General features: G+C 67.7%; 17 protein-coding genes. 4 read left to right on the top strand and 13 right to left on the bottom strand.

The window, feature by feature from the left end; genetic code table 11:
- Positions 1–208 precede the first annotated feature (208 nt).
- The gene (locus BKG60_RS11770; RefSeq protein WP_070943719.1) at positions 209–880 is read left to right on the top strand and encodes a FadR/GntR family transcriptional regulator; all 672 of its coding nucleotides are present in this window, start codon (positions 209–211) and stop codon (positions 878–880) included.
- Positions 877–1,674, top strand: coding sequence for an ABC transporter ATP-binding protein (locus BKG60_RS11765; protein ID WP_070943718.1), 798 nt, complete (start codon positions 877–879; stop codon positions 1,672–1,674). Before BKG60_RS11770 ends, BKG60_RS11765 begins: the two co-directional genes overlap by 4 nt.
- On the opposite strand, the gene BKG60_RS11760 is transcribed toward BKG60_RS11765, so the two are convergent.
- The 10 genes from BKG60_RS11760 to hisD all read right to left on the bottom strand — a co-directional run bounded on the left by BKG60_RS11760 (position 1,671) and on the right by hisD (position 10,915).
- Complete coding sequence (locus BKG60_RS11760) at positions 1,671–2,678, bottom strand: hypothetical protein (RefSeq protein ID WP_070943717.1); 1,008 nt, start codon at positions 2,676–2,678, stop codon at positions 1,671–1,673. The genes BKG60_RS11765 and BKG60_RS11760 overlap by 4 nt on opposite strands.
- A complete protein-coding gene (locus BKG60_RS11755; RefSeq protein ID WP_207549537.1) occupies positions 2,668–4,290 on the bottom strand; it encodes an N-6 DNA methylase in 1,623 nt (540 codons plus the stop codon). The genes BKG60_RS11760 and BKG60_RS11755 overlap by 11 nt, the downstream gene beginning before the upstream one ends.
- A gap of 245 nt (positions 4,291–4,535) precedes the next feature.
- A complete protein-coding gene (hisI, locus tag BKG60_RS11750; protein ID WP_070943716.1) occupies positions 4,536–4,883 on the bottom strand; it encodes a phosphoribosyl-AMP cyclohydrolase in 348 nt (115 codons plus the stop codon).
- Positions 4,880–5,665 carry an imidazole glycerol phosphate synthase subunit HisF gene (gene hisF / locus BKG60_RS11745; RefSeq protein WP_070188824.1) on the bottom strand — a complete coding sequence of 262 codons (786 nt, stop codon included), beginning with the start codon at positions 5,663–5,665 and terminating at the stop codon, positions 4,880–4,882. The genes hisI and hisF overlap by 4 nt, the downstream gene beginning before the upstream one ends.
- On the bottom strand, positions 5,662–6,483 hold the full coding sequence (locus BKG60_RS11740; RefSeq protein WP_374243259.1) for an inositol monophosphatase family protein: 822 nt from the start codon (positions 6,481–6,483) through the stop codon (positions 5,662–5,664). The genes hisF and BKG60_RS11740 overlap by 4 nt, the downstream gene beginning before the upstream one ends.
- Before the next feature lie 5 nt (positions 6,484–6,488).
- Positions 6,489–7,223 (bottom strand): bifunctional 1-(5-phosphoribosyl)-5-((5-phosphoribosylamino)methylideneamino)imidazole-4-carboxamide isomerase/phosphoribosylanthranilate isomerase PriA, encoded by a 735-nt coding sequence (gene priA, locus BKG60_RS11735; protein ID WP_070943715.1) that lies wholly within the window; start codon positions 7,221–7,223, stop codon positions 6,489–6,491.
- Positions 7,220–7,849 carry an imidazole glycerol phosphate synthase subunit HisH gene (gene hisH, locus BKG60_RS11730; protein ID WP_070943714.1) on the bottom strand — a complete coding sequence of 210 codons (630 nt, stop codon included), beginning with the start codon at positions 7,847–7,849 and terminating at the stop codon, positions 7,220–7,222. Before hisH ends, priA begins: the two co-directional genes overlap by 4 nt.
- Positions 7,846–8,454 (bottom strand): imidazoleglycerol-phosphate dehydratase HisB, encoded by a 609-nt coding sequence (hisB, locus tag BKG60_RS11725; protein ID WP_070943713.1) that lies wholly within the window; start codon positions 8,452–8,454, stop codon positions 7,846–7,848. The genes hisH and hisB overlap by 4 nt, the downstream gene beginning before the upstream one ends.
- Positions 8,451–9,590: a histidinol-phosphate transaminase gene (locus BKG60_RS11720; RefSeq protein ID WP_070943712.1), complete on the bottom strand. Its 1,140-nt coding sequence runs from the start codon at positions 9,588–9,590 to the stop codon at positions 8,451–8,453. Before BKG60_RS11720 ends, hisB begins: the two co-directional genes overlap by 4 nt.
- Entirely contained in the window at positions 9,587–10,915 is a 1,329-nt protein-coding gene (gene hisD, locus BKG60_RS11715; protein WP_070943711.1) for a histidinol dehydrogenase, read from the bottom strand. Before hisD ends, BKG60_RS11720 begins: the two co-directional genes overlap by 4 nt.
- 104 nt (positions 10,916–11,019) lie before the next feature.
- On the opposite strand from hisD, the gene BKG60_RS11710 reads away from it, so the two are divergent.
- Complete coding sequence (locus BKG60_RS11710) at positions 11,020–11,430, top strand: nitroreductase family deazaflavin-dependent oxidoreductase (RefSeq protein ID WP_070188831.1); 411 nt, start codon at positions 11,020–11,022, stop codon at positions 11,428–11,430.
- Between the two features lie 21 nt (positions 11,431–11,451).
- Entirely contained in the window at positions 11,452–12,087 is a 636-nt protein-coding gene (gene rhtB, locus BKG60_RS11705) for a homoserine/homoserine lactone efflux protein (RefSeq protein ID WP_070943710.1), read from the top strand.
- A gap of 135 nt (positions 12,088–12,222) precedes the next feature.
- Here rhtB and nadC read toward each other — a convergent pair whose 3' ends face one another.
- From nadC to nadA, 3 genes are read right to left on the bottom strand one after another with little or no spacing between them, the layout of a single operon-like run.
- Complete coding sequence (gene nadC / locus BKG60_RS11700) at positions 12,223–13,080, bottom strand: carboxylating nicotinate-nucleotide diphosphorylase (RefSeq protein ID WP_070943754.1); 858 nt, start codon at positions 13,078–13,080, stop codon at positions 12,223–12,225.
- Positions 13,080–14,681: an L-aspartate oxidase gene (locus tag BKG60_RS11695; RefSeq protein WP_070943709.1), complete on the bottom strand. Its 1,602-nt coding sequence runs from the start codon at positions 14,679–14,681 to the stop codon at positions 13,080–13,082. The genes nadC and BKG60_RS11695 overlap by 1 nt, the downstream gene beginning before the upstream one ends.
- Complete coding sequence (nadA, locus tag BKG60_RS11690; RefSeq protein ID WP_070188865.1) at positions 14,678–15,721, bottom strand: quinolinate synthase NadA; 1,044 nt, start codon at positions 15,719–15,721, stop codon at positions 14,678–14,680. Before nadA ends, BKG60_RS11695 begins: the two co-directional genes overlap by 4 nt.
- Positions 15,722–15,756 lie beyond the last annotated feature (35 nt).

The following is a 15,756-nucleotide window of genomic DNA, read 5'->3' as shown; positions in this document are numbered from 1 at the left end:
CGGGATGTTCCCGGCCGGGGTGCTGATGGTGGGAAATGCGGACGTTGTCATGAGGGTGCCTTCGGTCGGGTTGGGAATTCGACCGGCGCGACACAGCCCCACGGCAGGGGGCCGGTCGATTCAGGCCCCGCCGCGGCGGCTAAGCAGGAGGACGCGCGTCATGATGGGTAGACTCTACACAACTCCTCAGACAAGTAGACAGGTTTCGATGACCTCCCAAGTTCAGCGTCACCCGCTGGCGACCCAGACCGCCCAGCTCCTCCTGACGCGCATCCGCCAGGGCGAATGGCCATTGGGCCATCGACTTCCCGGCGAGACGACGCTGGCCGCGCAGCTCGGAGTGGGCCGTTCCACGCTGCGCGAAGCAATCCGCGAGCTGTCTGGCAAAGGTGTGCTGGAGAGCCGGCAGGGCGCCGGCGTATTCGTGACCTCGCTCGATGCCGCCGAAGACTGGGACACCGTGCTGCGACGCGCCACCATCGTGTCCGTGATCGAGGCCCGCATCGCCATCGAGGCCGAGGCTGCGGCACTGGCGGCCGCCCGACGCACCCCCGCTGATCTGCGCGCGATCCGTCGTACCCTGGCCGCCCGCGGAGTGGTGGGACAGTCGGTACCCGATCACGTCGACGCGGATATGGCGTTTCACCGCACGGTGATTGCCGCAGCCCACAACGAGGTGCTGATCCAGTTGTTCGACGCGTTCCTGCCACGACTGCGGCTGGCCATGATCGACATGCTCAAGATCCGCCCGATCACCGACGAACCCTGCGATCACGGCCTGCATCAGCAGTTGGCCGACGCGATCGTCGCCCGCAACCCCGAGGCCGCCGCAGCCGCCAGCAGAACCCACTTGAGCTCTTTGAAGGAGTCGTTCGCATGACCCCGGTCCTCGACATCGCCGATGTGACGTTCCGCCGCGACGGCAAGCAGATCATCGACGGCATCTCTCTGACAGTGCAGTCCGGTGAGCATTGGGCACTGCTGGGGCCCAACGGCGCCGGCAAGAGCACACTTCTGGGTTTCTGTGCCGCCGTGACGTTTCCGACGACCGGGACCGTACACGTGCTCGGCGGTCAGATGGGACGCACCGACTTGGCAGTACTGCGCCGCTCCATCGGTCACGTGAATCCCCGGCACCGCCTGCAGTACCCACTCACCGTGCGCGAGGTGGTACTCACCGGGATCACCGCCACCATCGACGTCGCCGCGCGCTGGACGCCCACTCCCGAGGAGGCGCGGCGGGCCGACGAACTGATCGACACCGTGGGGCTCTCGGCCCGCGCCGACGCCATCTGGCCCACCTTGTCCCAAGGTGAGCGCGGCCGCACCTTGATCGCGCGGGCACTGATCGCGGATCCGCGACTGCTCCTGCTGGATGAGCCGACGACGGGCCTGGACGTTGCGGCTCGCGAACAGCTGCTGGAAACCCTTGACACACTCGACGATTCGCATCCCGACATGGCATCGATCCTCGTCACCCACCACCTCGAGGAACTGCCCACCAGCACCACGCACGCCCTGCTGATCTCGCAGGGACGTACCGTCGCCAGCGGCCTGGCACACGAAGTGGTCAACACCGACCACGTCAGCGAAGCGTTCGCCCACCCTGTGATGGTGGGGTTCGAGGACGGCCGATGGAGCGCACGAGCCAAAGCCAGCTCACGGGTGCTCTAGGCCTGACGCTCAGGCTCCGACGGTGTATTGCGCCGCCGGCGCGCCTCCCGGTGCCGGGTCACCGGTGTGGTGTCGATGACGCGGTTGACCATGGTCGCCAGAAATCGCGAAGGCTGCAGCTCGGCTGGCACTGTGTCGTGCCGGATCGCGATGTCGGGTAGGGCCGCCAACGCCTCGTCGACGGCCGCCGTGGCTACGTCGACGATCTCGAACAGAGCGTCGGGCTCGGCCTTTTCGATGCTGTCGACTTCCTCGTCCGCGGACTCGGCCACCTCGGAGTCGTAATCGATCATCACCAGCGCCACGGCGTGATACGCGTCGTCCTCGGTACCGAGCTTGCCCAGCAGGTCGATGAGCCACTCGGCCTTGTCCGGTTCGGTGCTCAGGATCGTCGAGCGCAGACCGTAGACGAATCCCAGCGCAGACAACGGGTGGCGCAGGCGCAGATTCTTGGCGTCGCCGTAACTTTCCTCGACGCGGTTGGCGGCGTTCTTGCCGAAACTGGAATCCATGCGTTTGGTGCTGATCAGCAATTCCGGCCCGGTGTCCCAGTCCGACATCACCACGTCGACCTGTTTCATATAGTGCTTGCCCAGCACACTGGCACTCGACGCGGCAACGCCCTTCATCGACCGCTTCAGCCGTTGCTCGATCAGGTGACGTTCTTTTTGCGGCAGCGCTTCAAGCAGACTCGCGATGGCACTGGGCATGATGCGCGGATCCGTCGGGCGCGGCCACACCGCATCCGGGTCGAATCCGGCGCGGCGCAGCTCGTAGGCCAGCCACACATCGAGCGCCAACGCGGGGACCCCGGTGGTCGACGGCGCATCAAGGTACAACGGCACTCCGAGCAGCTTGCGCAGTACCCGGAAATCGGGAACGTAGGTCAGCTCACCGGCCACCCGCGCCCAAGGATTGGTGTGCACGCCGCCGGGCGCCGCGTCGGCCACGATGCGGTCGAAGATGGCCCACGCGGTGGCTTTGGTCGACGGTTCAGCGGGCACGCCGAGACCTTACCGTCCGGCGGGTGGCCAATGAATCGCGTGCGGCCCGAACGGGTTCCAAGGCGACCCAGGTCTCGAGCCCCAGCGCCTCGTCGACGAGGCGGGTTGCATCGAGGAGGTTCCCGCGCTCCAATAACGTCCCGATGCGTCGGCGAACCGCCCGCAATTCGGCAGCGCGGGTAGCCACCAGATCGGGTGACGGGACGAGCCAACGGTCCGCCTCGCGGGGTTCGATTTTGAGGATGCCGCCGCCGTAGGAGCGGCCGACTATCTCGGCGTGCAGCACCGTCACCGAGTTCAGTGCGGCCAGCCCGAGCAGGTCACGGCCCAGCGTCCGCACATCGTTGCGCAGGTACACGCCGTGCACCGAGTTGAGGTGGTGTGCCTTGGCCCGATTGCTGACCAGCCGCGGTGTATCGGCATTCATGCACGTCAGTAGCAAGTCCGCGGGAGTCACCAACGGCACCTGATACCAGGGCCGCCGCACCCGGCACTTGTAGGCCAGATGCACACCAGCGGCGTGACCGGCGTCGATGTAGCGCTGCGCAGCACCAGATGGAGAGCCGGCCGGCCGGAACAGGTGGATGGACCGCCCTTCCTCCCCCAGCCTCGCCAGCTGGTCACCCGACAACGTCAGACCACGCAGGTGCGCACTGCCGGGTGGCGACAGCGGCAGTAGGTCAGTGCGCCGCAGGCCCAGTTCACGCACTCGTTGCGGGGACAGCGCAAAGAAGCTGTTGTTGCCGGTCACCATGCCGAGTGTCGTGTCGCCCCAGGTCTCCAGCGTGCCGAACTGTCCAGCGTCGTGCAGACCGTGGAGCGCATCCACCGGCGCGCTGCCGATCAAGCCGCTGACCCATTTGTCGGAGGGATCGCGCGGGGACCAACGACGTTGTGCGAGTTCAGATGTCAGAGATGCCGCATTGCGGGCGCGATGGATCACAGCGTGACCGGTGGGCCCGCCGCCGTAGCCGTCGGCCAGCAGCAGCACCACGTCGGCCTCGGCTTCGGGAAACACCTGCTCGTCGAACATCACCAGCTCGACGCTGGCGAACTGGTCGAACAAGAACTTCCGGACCGCCGCCGCGTAGTTGACGCTGAGCAACTCGGCGGGCAACACGAGTGCCAGGCGACCGCCCGGTTTGAGAAACAGCGCGGCGTGCACGGTGAATGCCGCCCAGCTCGAGGCCAACCCGGACAGCGTGACGCCTGCTTTGAGGGCGGCGCGGCGCGACTGGGCCCGGGTGGCACCCCGAAAATCCTGATAGCGGATGTAGGGCGGGTTACCGATCACCGCGGTGTATTCGGCACGCGGTTCGATCGTGAAGAAGTCGGCCGTTCTGATACGGGCTGTGCCGCCGGCCGCCGCGACACGCTTGCGGGCGGCGGCCGCACTGGCTGCGTGGAGTTCCACCCCGTCGACCCTCGGGTGGGGAGCACCCAATTCGGCCAGCCGGGCGACCGCCTCGACCACGAATGCCGCCTCCCCCGCCGCGGGTTCGAATACCGCATCATCGCCAGACCGGATGGCCCACCTGGTGAGGTAGCGCGTGATCTCGGATGGGGTGAAGAACGCACCGCGCGCTTTGCGGGTCGCGGCGGTGTCAGTCACCCCGTCATTGTTGCCGACGACACCGACAACTCCGCACCGCAACGCGCGATCGTGGGTAATACGACGGGCCGCTCTCAGAACGGCGGCTCGTCTGGACCGGGGTCCGGTGGAGGCGCAGGCCGCCAATCCTCCGGCAGATTCTCGGGCTCGGGCGCTTCGTTGATCCACTCCGACACCGAGTCACCGATGCACAGCACCAGCCCCCCACGACGCGACGTGTCCTCCTGGCAAACCGCGCGGATCAGTCAGTCCACGCGCGGCAAGAGCACGTCCGCGTCGAAGCAGGTGTGCGCACCGGTGTGGCAGGCTGCCCCGGTCTGGTCGACCTCGAGCAACACTGTGTCGCCGTCGCAGTCCAGGCGGACCGAGTGCACGTACTGCGTGTGCCCCGAGGTCAGGCCTTTGACCCATTGCTCGCCGCGGGACCGTGAAAAATAGGTGGCCTCACGGGTTTCCAGGGTGCGGGCCAGTGCGTCGTCGTCCATCCAGGCGACCATCAGCACCTGGCCGGTGGAGCGCTCCTGCGCCACCGCGCTGAACAACCCCTCGGCGTTGCGCTTGAGGCGCTTGGCGATGCCGGGATCGAGGCTCATCTGACCACAATCCCTTCCGCCGCCATCGCGGCCTTGACCTGGCCGATGGTCATCTCCCGGAAATGGAACACACTCGCCGCCAGCACGGCGTCGGCCCCGGCCTGCACGGCGGGCGCGAAGTCGGCCACTGCACCGGCCCCGCCGCTGGCGATCACCGGCACGCCCACGGCGGCACGCACCGCGCGCAACATCGGCAGGTCGAACCCGGCCTTGGTGCCGTCGCGGTCCATCGAGTTGAGCAGTATCTCACCGACCCCGAGTTCCGCGCCTCGGACGGCCCATTCGACGGCGTCGATGCCGGTGCCGCGGCGGCCGCCATGGGTCGTCACTTCCCACCCCGACGGGGTGGACTGCTCACCGGCCGGCACGGTGCGGGCATCGACACTGAGCACGATGCACTGCGAACCGAACTGGCGGGCCATCTCGGCCAGCAGTTCCGGCCGAGCGATCGCAGCGGTGTTGACCGACACCTTGTCGGCGCCGGCCCGCAACAGCACGTCGACGTCCTCGACAGCGCGCACCCCGCCACCGACGGTCAGCGGGATGAAAATCTGCTCGGCGGTGCGCTTGACCACTTCGAGCATGGTGGCGCGTCCGGACGAGGACGCGGTCACGTCGAGGAACGTCAGCTCGTCGGCGCCCTCGGCGTCATAGGCGGCTGCGAGTTCGACGGGATCGCCTGCGTCCCGGAGGTTCTCGAAGTTGACGCCCTTGACCACTCGACCGGCGTCGACGTCGAGGCACGGGATCACCCTCGTTGCCACATCACTGATGGTGCTCACAGGTAGTCCTCCGGATTGCCAGCGGATTTCACGATTTCCAACATGCGCTCGTGCACACCGGGCGCCGCGGCCAGCGCCGACTTCGACTCCGCCGTCCAAGGATCGCCGGCCAGGTCGGTCACGATCCCACCGGCCGCACGCACCAGCGCCACACCCGCGGCGTGATCCCAGATGTGGTGACCGAAACTGATGGCCCCGCCCAGGACGCCGGCCGCCACATAGGCCAGGTCCACCCCGGTGGCGCCGTGCATCCGCACGCGCGAGCACACCCGGCTGAGGTTGGACAACACCTCGACCCGGTAGCGGCCCGGAAAGCGGCCACGGGAGTCGATGTTGAAAGTTTGAATCCCGACGATCGAGTCGGTCAGCGTCGGCGAGCCCAGCGCCGGCAGGGCGGTGCCGTTGTCTCGCACCGGCCCTCCGGCGAGCGCCGAGTAGCGCTGTCCGGTGAACGGCAGCCAGGTCAGGCCGGCCACCGGCTCGCCGTCGGCCAGCAACCCGAGCAGGATGGCCGCCATCGGCGACCCGGCCGCGTAGTTGAACGTGCCGTCGATCGGGTCGAGCACCCACACCAGCGGGGAATCGATCGGCTCCCCGCCGAATTCCTCACCGTGCACGCCGATCCCGGTGGCCTCGGTCAATGCCCGCACCACTTGCCGTTCGATCGCGAGGTCGACCTCGGTGGCGAAGTCGTTGCCCTGCTTGCTCACCGCGGAGTCGGCGCGGTGCCCGGCGACGAACGGCACCGACGCAGCGTCGAGGATCTCGGATGCCGCATCGACGAGTGCGGCCAACTTCGACGGGTCCAGGGCAGCCACCCCGCTTATCCGCTGACCGCGGCCAACGCCTGCGGCAAAGTGAATCGTTCGGCGTAGAGCGCTTTCCCGACAATCGCGCCCTCGACACCGTGGCTGGTCAGCGTGGCGATCGCCCGCAGATCGTCGAGGCTGGACACCCCGCCCGAGGCGATCACCGGGGCATCGGTGCGATCGGCCACCGCTGCGAGCAGCTCTAGGTTGGGCCCGGTCAAGGTGCCGTCCTTGGTGACGTCGGTGACGACGTAGCGCGAGCACCCTTCGCGGTCAAGGCGATCCAGCACCTCCCACAGGTCACCGCCGTCGGTCTCCCAGCCACGGCCGCGCAGCCGCCAATTCCCGTTCTCGAGTTGCACGTCCAGCCCCACGGCGACCCGGTCGCCGTACTCGGCGATGGCACCACGACACCACTCGGGGCTTTCCAGGGCCGCAGTGCCGATGTTCACCCGGGCGCAGCCGGTGCCCATGGCGGCCTTCAACGACTCGTCATCGCGGATGCCGCCGGACAGTTCGACTTTCACGTCGAGCTTGCCGACCAGCTCGGCCAGCAGATCACGGTTGCTGCCACGGCCGAAGGCCGCGTCCAGGTCCACCAGGTGGATCCACTCGGCGCCGTCGCGCTGCCAGGCTTGCGCTGCCTCCAGCGCCGAACCGTAATCGGTCTCACTGCCCGCCTTGCCCTGCACCAGACGCACCGCCTTGCCGTCCACCACGTCGACAGCCGGCAACAGAATCAAACTCACAGTCCCTCAACCCAATTCGCGAGTAGCGTCGCACCGGCGTCGCCGCTCTTCTCCGGATGAAATTGCGTGGCCGACAACGCCCCGTCTTCGACGGCAGCGATGAACGGCACGTGATGCGTCGCCCAGGTAACCAGCGCGTCCGGATTACCGGACCACTCCTGCGCGGCGTACGAATGCACGAAATAGAAGCGAGTGGTGGCGTCGAGTCCCTTGAACAGGGTGCTGCCGGCCGCGGCGTCGACGACATTCCAGCCCATGTGCGGGATCACCGGTGCCTCCAGCCGGGTCACCGAACCGGGCCACTGCCCGCACCCGGTGGACTCCGTCCCGAACTCCACCCCGCGTGCGAACAGGATCTGCATCCCGACGCAGACGCCCAGCACCGGACGAGCGTGCTGCAGACGGTCGGCGATGATCTTCTCGCCACCGATCGCACGCAGCCCGGTCATGCAGGCCTCGAATGCACCGACACCCGGCACCACGAGGCCGTCAGCCGCCGCGGCAGCACCCGGATCAGCGGTCACTTCGACGTCGGCACCGACCCGCTCCAGCGCGCGTTGGGCTGAGCGCAGATTGCCCGATCCGTAGTCCAATACGACGACTTGCCTCTTCTTGCCAGCAGTCACAGCGTGCCTTTGGTCGACGGGACGCCGGTGACCCGGGCGTCGTATTCCACGGCCTGCCGCAGGGCGCGCGCCACCGCCTTGTACTGGGCCTCGGTCATGTGGTGCGGGTCCCTGCCGTAGAGCGTGCGCACGTGCAATGCGATGCGGGCGTTGAACGCCAGTGATTCGAACACGTGCCGGTTGATCACGGTGTGGTACGGCGCGCTGGACCCCGCGATGGTGAACTCCACCATGAACTCGGGCTCGCCGGTGTGCACGAAGTACGGCCGCCCGGACACGTCGACCGCGGCATGCGCCAGGGTCTCGTCCATCGGTATGAACGCGTCACCGAACCGGCGGATGCCCTTCTTGTCACCGAGGGCCTCTCCGAGCGCCTGGCCCAGCACGATCGCGGTGTCCTCGACCGTGTGGTGGCCCTCGATCTCGATGTCGCCCTTGGCGTGCACCGTCAGATCGAAGCTGGCGTGGGTGCCCAGCGAAGTCAGCATGTGATCGAAGAACGGAACACCGGTGTCGATGTCGACGACACCGGTGCCGTCGAGGTCGATCTCGACGGTGATGTCGGATTCCCTGGTCTTTCGTTCGACCTTCGCGCGACGGGTCACGATGCTCCTACCGGGCTGTTTGCGGGCTGAATCTCGGTGGCGGCCAGACCGGCGCTGGCGGCCAGGAATGCGTCGTTCTCCTCGGTCAGACCGATTGTGGTGCGCAGGAATCCAGGGATGCCGACATCGCGGATCAGGATGCCCTTGTCCAGGTACCGCTGCCACGCCGCGGGTGCGTCGGTGAACTCGCCGAACAACACGAAGTTCGCGTCGCTGGGGATCACGCGATAGCCGAGTCGGGTCAGTTCGGCGCTGACGCGGTCACGTTCGGCAGCCAGGGTCGCCACGCTGGCCAGGGTGTCGTCAGCATGGCGCAATGCGGCACACGCGGCGGCCTGGGTGAGCACCGACAGGTGATACGGCAGACGCACCAGCAGCAGGGCATCGATCACCGCGGGCGCGGCGGCCAGATAACCCAGCCGGCCACCGGCGAACGCGAACGCCTTGCTCATCGTGCGGGTGACGATCAACTTGGTCGGGAACTCGTCGATCAGAGTGACCGCGCTGGGTTGCGAGGAGAACTCGCCATACGCCTCGTCGACGATCAGGATGCCGCCCGGCATCGCTTGCAACAGCCGGCGCAGGTCGTCAGCCGAAACACTCTGCCCCGACGGGTTGTTGGGGCTCGCCACGAACACCACGTCGGGCGTGCGTGCCTGCACGGCGGCCACCGCCACGTCGATGTCGAGTCCGAAATCGGCCGCACGTGCCGCCTGCAACCACTCGGTCTGGGTGCCATCGGAGATGATCGGGTGCATCGAGTACGACGGCACGAACCCGATCGCGCTGCGTCCCGGCCCGCCGAAGGCCTGCAGCAGCTGCTGCAGGATCTCGTTGGAACCGTTTGCCGCCCACAGATTGTCGACGGTCAGATGCACTCCGGTGGCCGCGGTGAGGTAGGCGGCCAGGTCGGTTCGCAGCTGCACCGAGTCACGATCGGGATAACGGTGCAGTTCGGCGGCCGCGTCGCGGACCGAGGCCGCGACGTCGTCGATCAGGGCCTGAGTCGGCGGATGTGGGTTCTCGTTGGTGTTCAACCGCACCGGAACCACCAACTGCGGGGCGCCGTAAGGCGACTTTCCGCGCAAGTTTTCGCGCAGCGGCAGATCAGCCAACGTCACGTCCCGCGCGCTCACCGCTCGAACCTCCGTCGTACCGCCTCGCCGTGCGAGGGCAGGTTTTCCGCCTTGGACAACGTGATCACGTGTCCGGAAACGTCTTTTAGCGCGGCCTCGTCGTACTCGACGACGTGGATGCCGCGCAGGAACGTCTGCACGGACAGACCGCTGGAATGCCGGGCGCAGCCCGCCGTCGGCAGCACGTGATTGGAGCCGGCGCAGTAGTCACCAAGGCTGACCGGAGACCATGCACCCACGAAAATGGCTCCCGCCGAACGAATCCGGCCGGCCACCGCGGGCGCATCCTCGGTCTGGATCTCCAGGTGCTCGGCCGCGTAAGCGTTCACCACCCGCACTCCGGCGTCGATGTCGTCGACGAGCACGATCGCGGACTGCTTGCCCGACAGCGCTGCGCGGACCCGATCCACGTGCACGGTGGTCGCCAGCTGGCGGGTGAGCTCCCGGTCGGTGGCCTCGGCGAGAGCTTCACTGTCGGTGACCAGCACACTGGCGGCCATCTCGTCGTGCTCGGCCTGGCTGATCAGGTCCGCGGCGACGTGCACCGGATCGGCGATGCCGTCGGCCAGGATCGCGATCTCCGTCGGGCCGGCCTCGGCGTCAATACCCACCTGCGAACGGCAGATCCGTTTGGCGGCAGTCACATAGATGTTGCCGGGCCCGGTGATCATGTCGACCGGGGCGAGTTCGGCACCATCGGTATCGGTGCCGCCGTAAGCCAGCAGCGCGACCGCCTGCGCACCGCCGACGGCCCACACCTCATCGACGCCCAGAAGCGCTGCCGCGGCCAGGATGGTCGGGTGCGGCAGTCCGTCGAACTCCGCCTGCGGCGGGCTGGCGATCACCAGCGAATCGACACCGGCGGTCTGGGCCGGGACAACGTTCATCACGACACTCGACGGGTAGACCGCATTGCCGCCCGGTACGTACAGCCCCACCCGCTCAACAGGTACCCAGCGCTCGGTGACGGTGGCGCCGGGAGCCAGCGTGGTGGTGGTGTCGGTGCGACGTTGATCGGCGTGCACCGCGCGAGCCCGGTCGATCGCGACCTGGAGGGCGGCGCGTACGTCGGGGTCGAGTTCGTTCAGGGCGGCCGCCAGGCGGGCCGCCGGGACTCGCACGACGTCGGGCCGGATGCCGTCGAACGACTGGCCGTAATCGAGGGCGGCCTTGGCGCCATGCTCGGCGACGGCCTCCACGATCGGGCGGACCTTGGGCACCACTGCGTCCACGTCGACTCCGCCGCGGGGCAGCGCGGATCGCAACTGCGCGGCGTTCAGCACACGGTTACGCAGGTCGATACGGGACATCTGAAACTCGGCCATCGGTTCAATTGTCCCTGATCAGTCCAGTTGATAAAAATCCGTCACCCGCTGTCGCCGGCACCACGCGCCGTAGGGTGGTTCCAGACTGCCGAATGGAGCCCTAGATGTCCGCGAAAGACCACCCCAACAACGCCCCCGGCGTACCGATGCTCATGCCGCCCGCGCTGGAACGCTTCCAGATCAAGTACATCAACCCCCTGGTGAAACCGTTTTCCAAGCGCCTGCCCGGGTTCACGGTGATCAAGCATCGGGGCCGCACCTCGGGAACGCCGTACGAGACAATCGTCACCAGTTACCGCAAGGACAATGTGTTCGCGGTGACGCTGCTGCACGGAAAGACCAACTGGGTGAAAAACGTGATTGCAGCAGGCGGGGCGGACGTGCACCTGTTCCGCGGCGACATCAAGATCACCAATCCCCGCGTGGTGCCGGCGGGCACCGACGATCCGACACTCCCCCGCATCCCCCGAAACGCCGCCCGGCGGATGGGCGTCTTCGTCGCAGATATCGTTTGACACGCTGGCCAGACTGCATGCATGACCTGGCAGATCTGGCTCGCGTTTCTCGGCGCGTCGATCGTTATCAGCCTGTCCCCCGGCGCCGGGGCGATCCAGTCGATGGCGACCGGCCTGACCCACGGTGTGCGCCGAGGGTCTTGGAGCGTGCTGGGTCTGCAGATCGGGCTGCTTGCCCAACTGGTGCTGGTAGCCGTCGGCCTTGGCGCTGTCGTCGCCAAGTCGATCCTGGCGTTCCACGTCGTCAAGTGGATCGGGGTGACATACCTGATCTACCTGGCGGTTCAGCAATGGCGCAGCGCCTCGCAGGATCTGCGCGATCGGATGGGCGGCACGGCCGATCCGGGCCGCCTGGCGTTGGTGATGCGCGGTTTCCTGGTGAACACCACCAATCCGAAAGGCTTGGTGTTCCTGGTCGCGGTGCTGCCGCAGTTCGTGATGCCAACCGCGCCCCTGCTGCCGCAGTATCTGGCGATCGGCGCGACCATGGTCGCCGTCGACGTCGTCGTGATGAGTCTCTACGCCGGTCTAGCCGCCCGGCTACTCAGCTGGCTGCACACACCGCGTCAGCAGACCGTGCTCGGCCGGGTGTTCTCCGGGCTGTTCGCCACCGCTGCGGTGGCGTTGTCGTTGGTGCGTCGCGGCGCGACGGCTTGAGTGGCCATGAGCCGGGCCGCACGGCGCATGGGCACACTACGTGGCGGATTGCAGTCACTATCAAGCAGCAATCCGCCACCTTGTTGACGACCGCCGGCGCACCTATCCCAGACCCATGCGGTTATGGCGTACTGCCTAGGTGTCAAGACCGATGTCGAGCACCCGCACCGAATGCGTGAGGGCGCCGATCGCGAGATAGTCGACCCCGGTGCCGGCGTAATCACCGGCACTGTCCAGTGACAGACCGCCCGAGGATTCGAGCAAGGTCTTGGGCGAACGGGTATCCCGGCGCTGAACCGCGATCTGGGTCTGCCACACCGGGAAGTTGTCGAGTAGCACCAGCTCGACATCGGCGGAAAGCACGTCGTCGAGTTGTTCGAGGGAATCCACCTCGACCTCGCACGGCAGGTCCGGGGCCTCGGCCCGAACGGCTTTGAGCGCGGCCAGCACCGACCCGGCCGCGGCGACGTGGTTGTCTTTGATCAGGGCGGCGTCGCCCAGCCCCATGCGGTGATTGACCCCGCCGCCGACACGCACCGCGTACTTCTGCAGCGCCCGCAGGCCCGGCAGTGTCTTGCGGGTATCGCGGATCTTGGCGTGGGTGCCGGCCACCGCGTCCACCCAGGCTGCGGTCGCCGTGGCGATCCCCGACAGGTGACACATCAGGTTCAGCATGGTCCGTTCGGCGGTCAGCAGACCCCGGGTCGGCGCCTCGACCGTCAGGATCGACGAGCCGGCGTCCAGCCGGGCACCGTCCTCGACGCGGTCGATCACGCGGTAGCCGTCGGCACCGAGCACCTCGTCGAGGACCAGCAGCGCAATATCGACACCGGCAGCCACCCCGGGCTCTCGGTTGACCACTTTGGCGGTGGTCATCGCGTCGGCGCCGACGGTGGCGATGGTTGTCACGTCCGGGCCGTAGCGAAGGTCTTCTTCGAGTGCTCGCGCGATGGTGGTCTGCGCCTCGGCCAGCTCGACATCCGAAAGTGCCATCAGCACACCGCCGTCGGGGCGTCGAGGGCGGGCCGGCCGGCTACGGCACGAATCGTCACGGAATGCTCCTGAGCAGGGTCGGTTTCGGGATGGTCGCCGCGATGGTGGCAGCCACGGCTTTCGGTGCGGGCCAGGGCCGCGACCGCGATGGCGCGGGCAGTCACGGTGAGCGCTGCGTCTTCGAAGCTCTGCCGATGGGCGGGCTGCACCGAGCGCGCATCGGCCAGAACGGTATCGAGCCGATGCAGACCGTCAGCGTCACGGACCACTGAGGCATGCTCGGACATGCTGTGCTGCAAGATGTTTCGGTCAACACAGTCCTGGCGTCGGTCCTGCGGTGCTTGTGCACGCACCGAGCCCACCGCGCCCACATGGTCAGCCGCCAGCCGACCGGCCCGGCCACCGACGACCAGCCCTTCGAGCAAGCTGTTGGAAGCCAACCGGTTGGCCCCGTGCATCCCGGTGCGGGCCACTTCTCCAGCGGCGAAGAGCCCGGGCAGTTCGGTACGTCCGTACACGTCGGTGACGACGCCGCCGCAGCTGTAATGGGCGCCGGGCACCACCGGGATGGGTTGGCGGGTCGGGTCGATCCCGGCCGCCAGGCAGGCCGCCGCCACCGTGGGAAACCGGTCGGAGAACTCTGCGATACCGCGGGCGTCGAGGTATACGCACGGGTCGCCGGTAGCGGTCAGCCTGGCGTTGATGGCCGCAGCGACCACATCGCGGGGGGCCAGATCGCCCATCGGGTGAACGCCTTCGGTTACCGAGTTGCCTTGCGAGTCAACGAGTATGGCGCCTTCACCGCGCAGCGCTTCGGTGATGAGCGGGCGCCGCCCACCGCCGTTCTCGGCGTACAGCATGGTCGGGTGGAACTGGACGAACTCGATGTCGCGGACCGCCACACCAGCCCACAGGGCCAGGGCGATGCCGTCACCGGTCGAGCCGCTGGGGTTGGTGGTGGCCGCGTAGACGTGGCCGAGTCCCCCGGTGGCCAGAATGACCGACGGCGCGTGGATGATGCCCACGCCGTCCTCATTGCGGACCAGTACCCCGGTGACGGTGTCATCGTCACGCAGGACCTGCAGCGCCACGTGGCCTCGGCGGATGTCGAGATTGGCTGCCGCAGAATCGAGCGCACGCTGGACCTCGGCCCCGGTGGCGTCGCCGCCTGCGTGAATGATCCGGCGCCGGGTGTGTCCGCCCTCGCGGGTCAGTGCCCACCGCCCCGGGGCGGTCTCGTCGAATCGCGCGCCGTCGGCCACCAGATCGGCGACGGCGTCGTAACCGGCCGCGACGATGGAGCGCACCGCGTCCGCATCGCACAGCCCGCCGCCGGCCGCGACCGTGTCGGCGACATGCGCCTCGACCGAGTCCTCGGTGTCCGGCAGGACGACGGCGATGCCACCCTGGGCGTAGAAGGTCGCGGTCTCCCGGGCCTTGCTCAGCACGACCACCCGACGACCCCGGCGATGAGCAGCCAGGGCCGCCACCAGACCAGCGACACCGGTACCGACCACGACGACGTCAGCGCGCTGTTGCCACAGCGTCGAACTGCCGCAGGCGAAGCGGCTTGATCCCCGGGCGCTGCCCGTCGGGGTCATTCGCCGCCGCCGGGCTGGCCAATCGCGATCATCCGCTGCACGCTGGCACGACCCAGGGCGGCGGTTTCGGGATCGACATGCACCTCGTCGGCACCCTCGATCAGGCAACGCAGCAGCGCGGCCGGAGTGATCATCTTCATGTAGGTGCACGACGCGCGGTCGTTGACCGCCAGGAAGTCGACTTCGGGTGCAGCCCTGCGCAGCTGGTGCAACATGCCCACCTCGGTGGCGACGAGGACCTGCCGCGCCCGGGTCTCGCGGGCCGCGTCGAGCATGCCGCCCGTGGACAGGATCTTCACCCGCTCCTCGGGAACCGCACCCTCGCCCGCGAGGTACAGCGCCGAAGTGGCACATCCACATTCAGGGTGCACGAACAGTTCGGCGTCCGGGTGTGACCGCGCCTGGTCGGCCAGCTCGTCGCCGTTGATCCCGGCATGTACGTGGCATTCACCGGCCCAGACGTGCAGGTTCTTGCGGCCGGTGACCCGCCGGACGTGCGCGCCGAGGAACTGATCCGGGCAGAACAGCACCTCGCGGTCCTCGGGTATCGAGGCCACCACCTCGACGGCGTTCGACGACGTGCAGCAGATGTCGGTCAGCGCCTTCACCGCGGCGGTGGTGTTGACGTAGGAGACGACGACCGCGCCGGGGTGCTCGTCCTTCCAGGCCCGCAGCTCGTCGGCGGTGATCGAATCGGCCAGCGAGCAACCGGCCCGCTGATCGGGGATCAGCACCGTCTTGTCCGGGCTGAGGATCTTGGCCGTCTCCGCCATGAAGTGCACACCGCAGAACACGATGGTGTCCTCGGGGGCCTCGGCGGCGATTCGCGAGAGCGCCAGGGAGTCACCCACGTGGTCGGCGACGTCCTGGATGGCCGGCAACTGGTAGTTGTGCGCCAGCAGCGTCGCGCCGCGCTGATCGACCAACCGGCGGATCTCAGCAGCCCATTTCTGGTCGCCGTCGACGCCGGAATAGCCACCGGGACCATCGACAATCTGATCGGCCAAGCCCCCCGCGAGGGTGCCATTGAGAGCGGTCACGCCGACCTCCTCCACTGCGTCAGGTTTTCGACTTA

Origin of the sequence: Mycobacterium syngnathidarum (assembly GCF_001942625.1) — a bacterium.
Taxonomy (GTDB): Bacteria; Actinomycetota; Actinomycetes; order Mycobacteriales; family Mycobacteriaceae; genus Mycobacterium; species Mycobacterium syngnathidarum.
The sequence above is the reverse complement of the archived record's forward strand: the minus strand, read 5'-3'. Positions and strand labels throughout refer to the sequence as shown.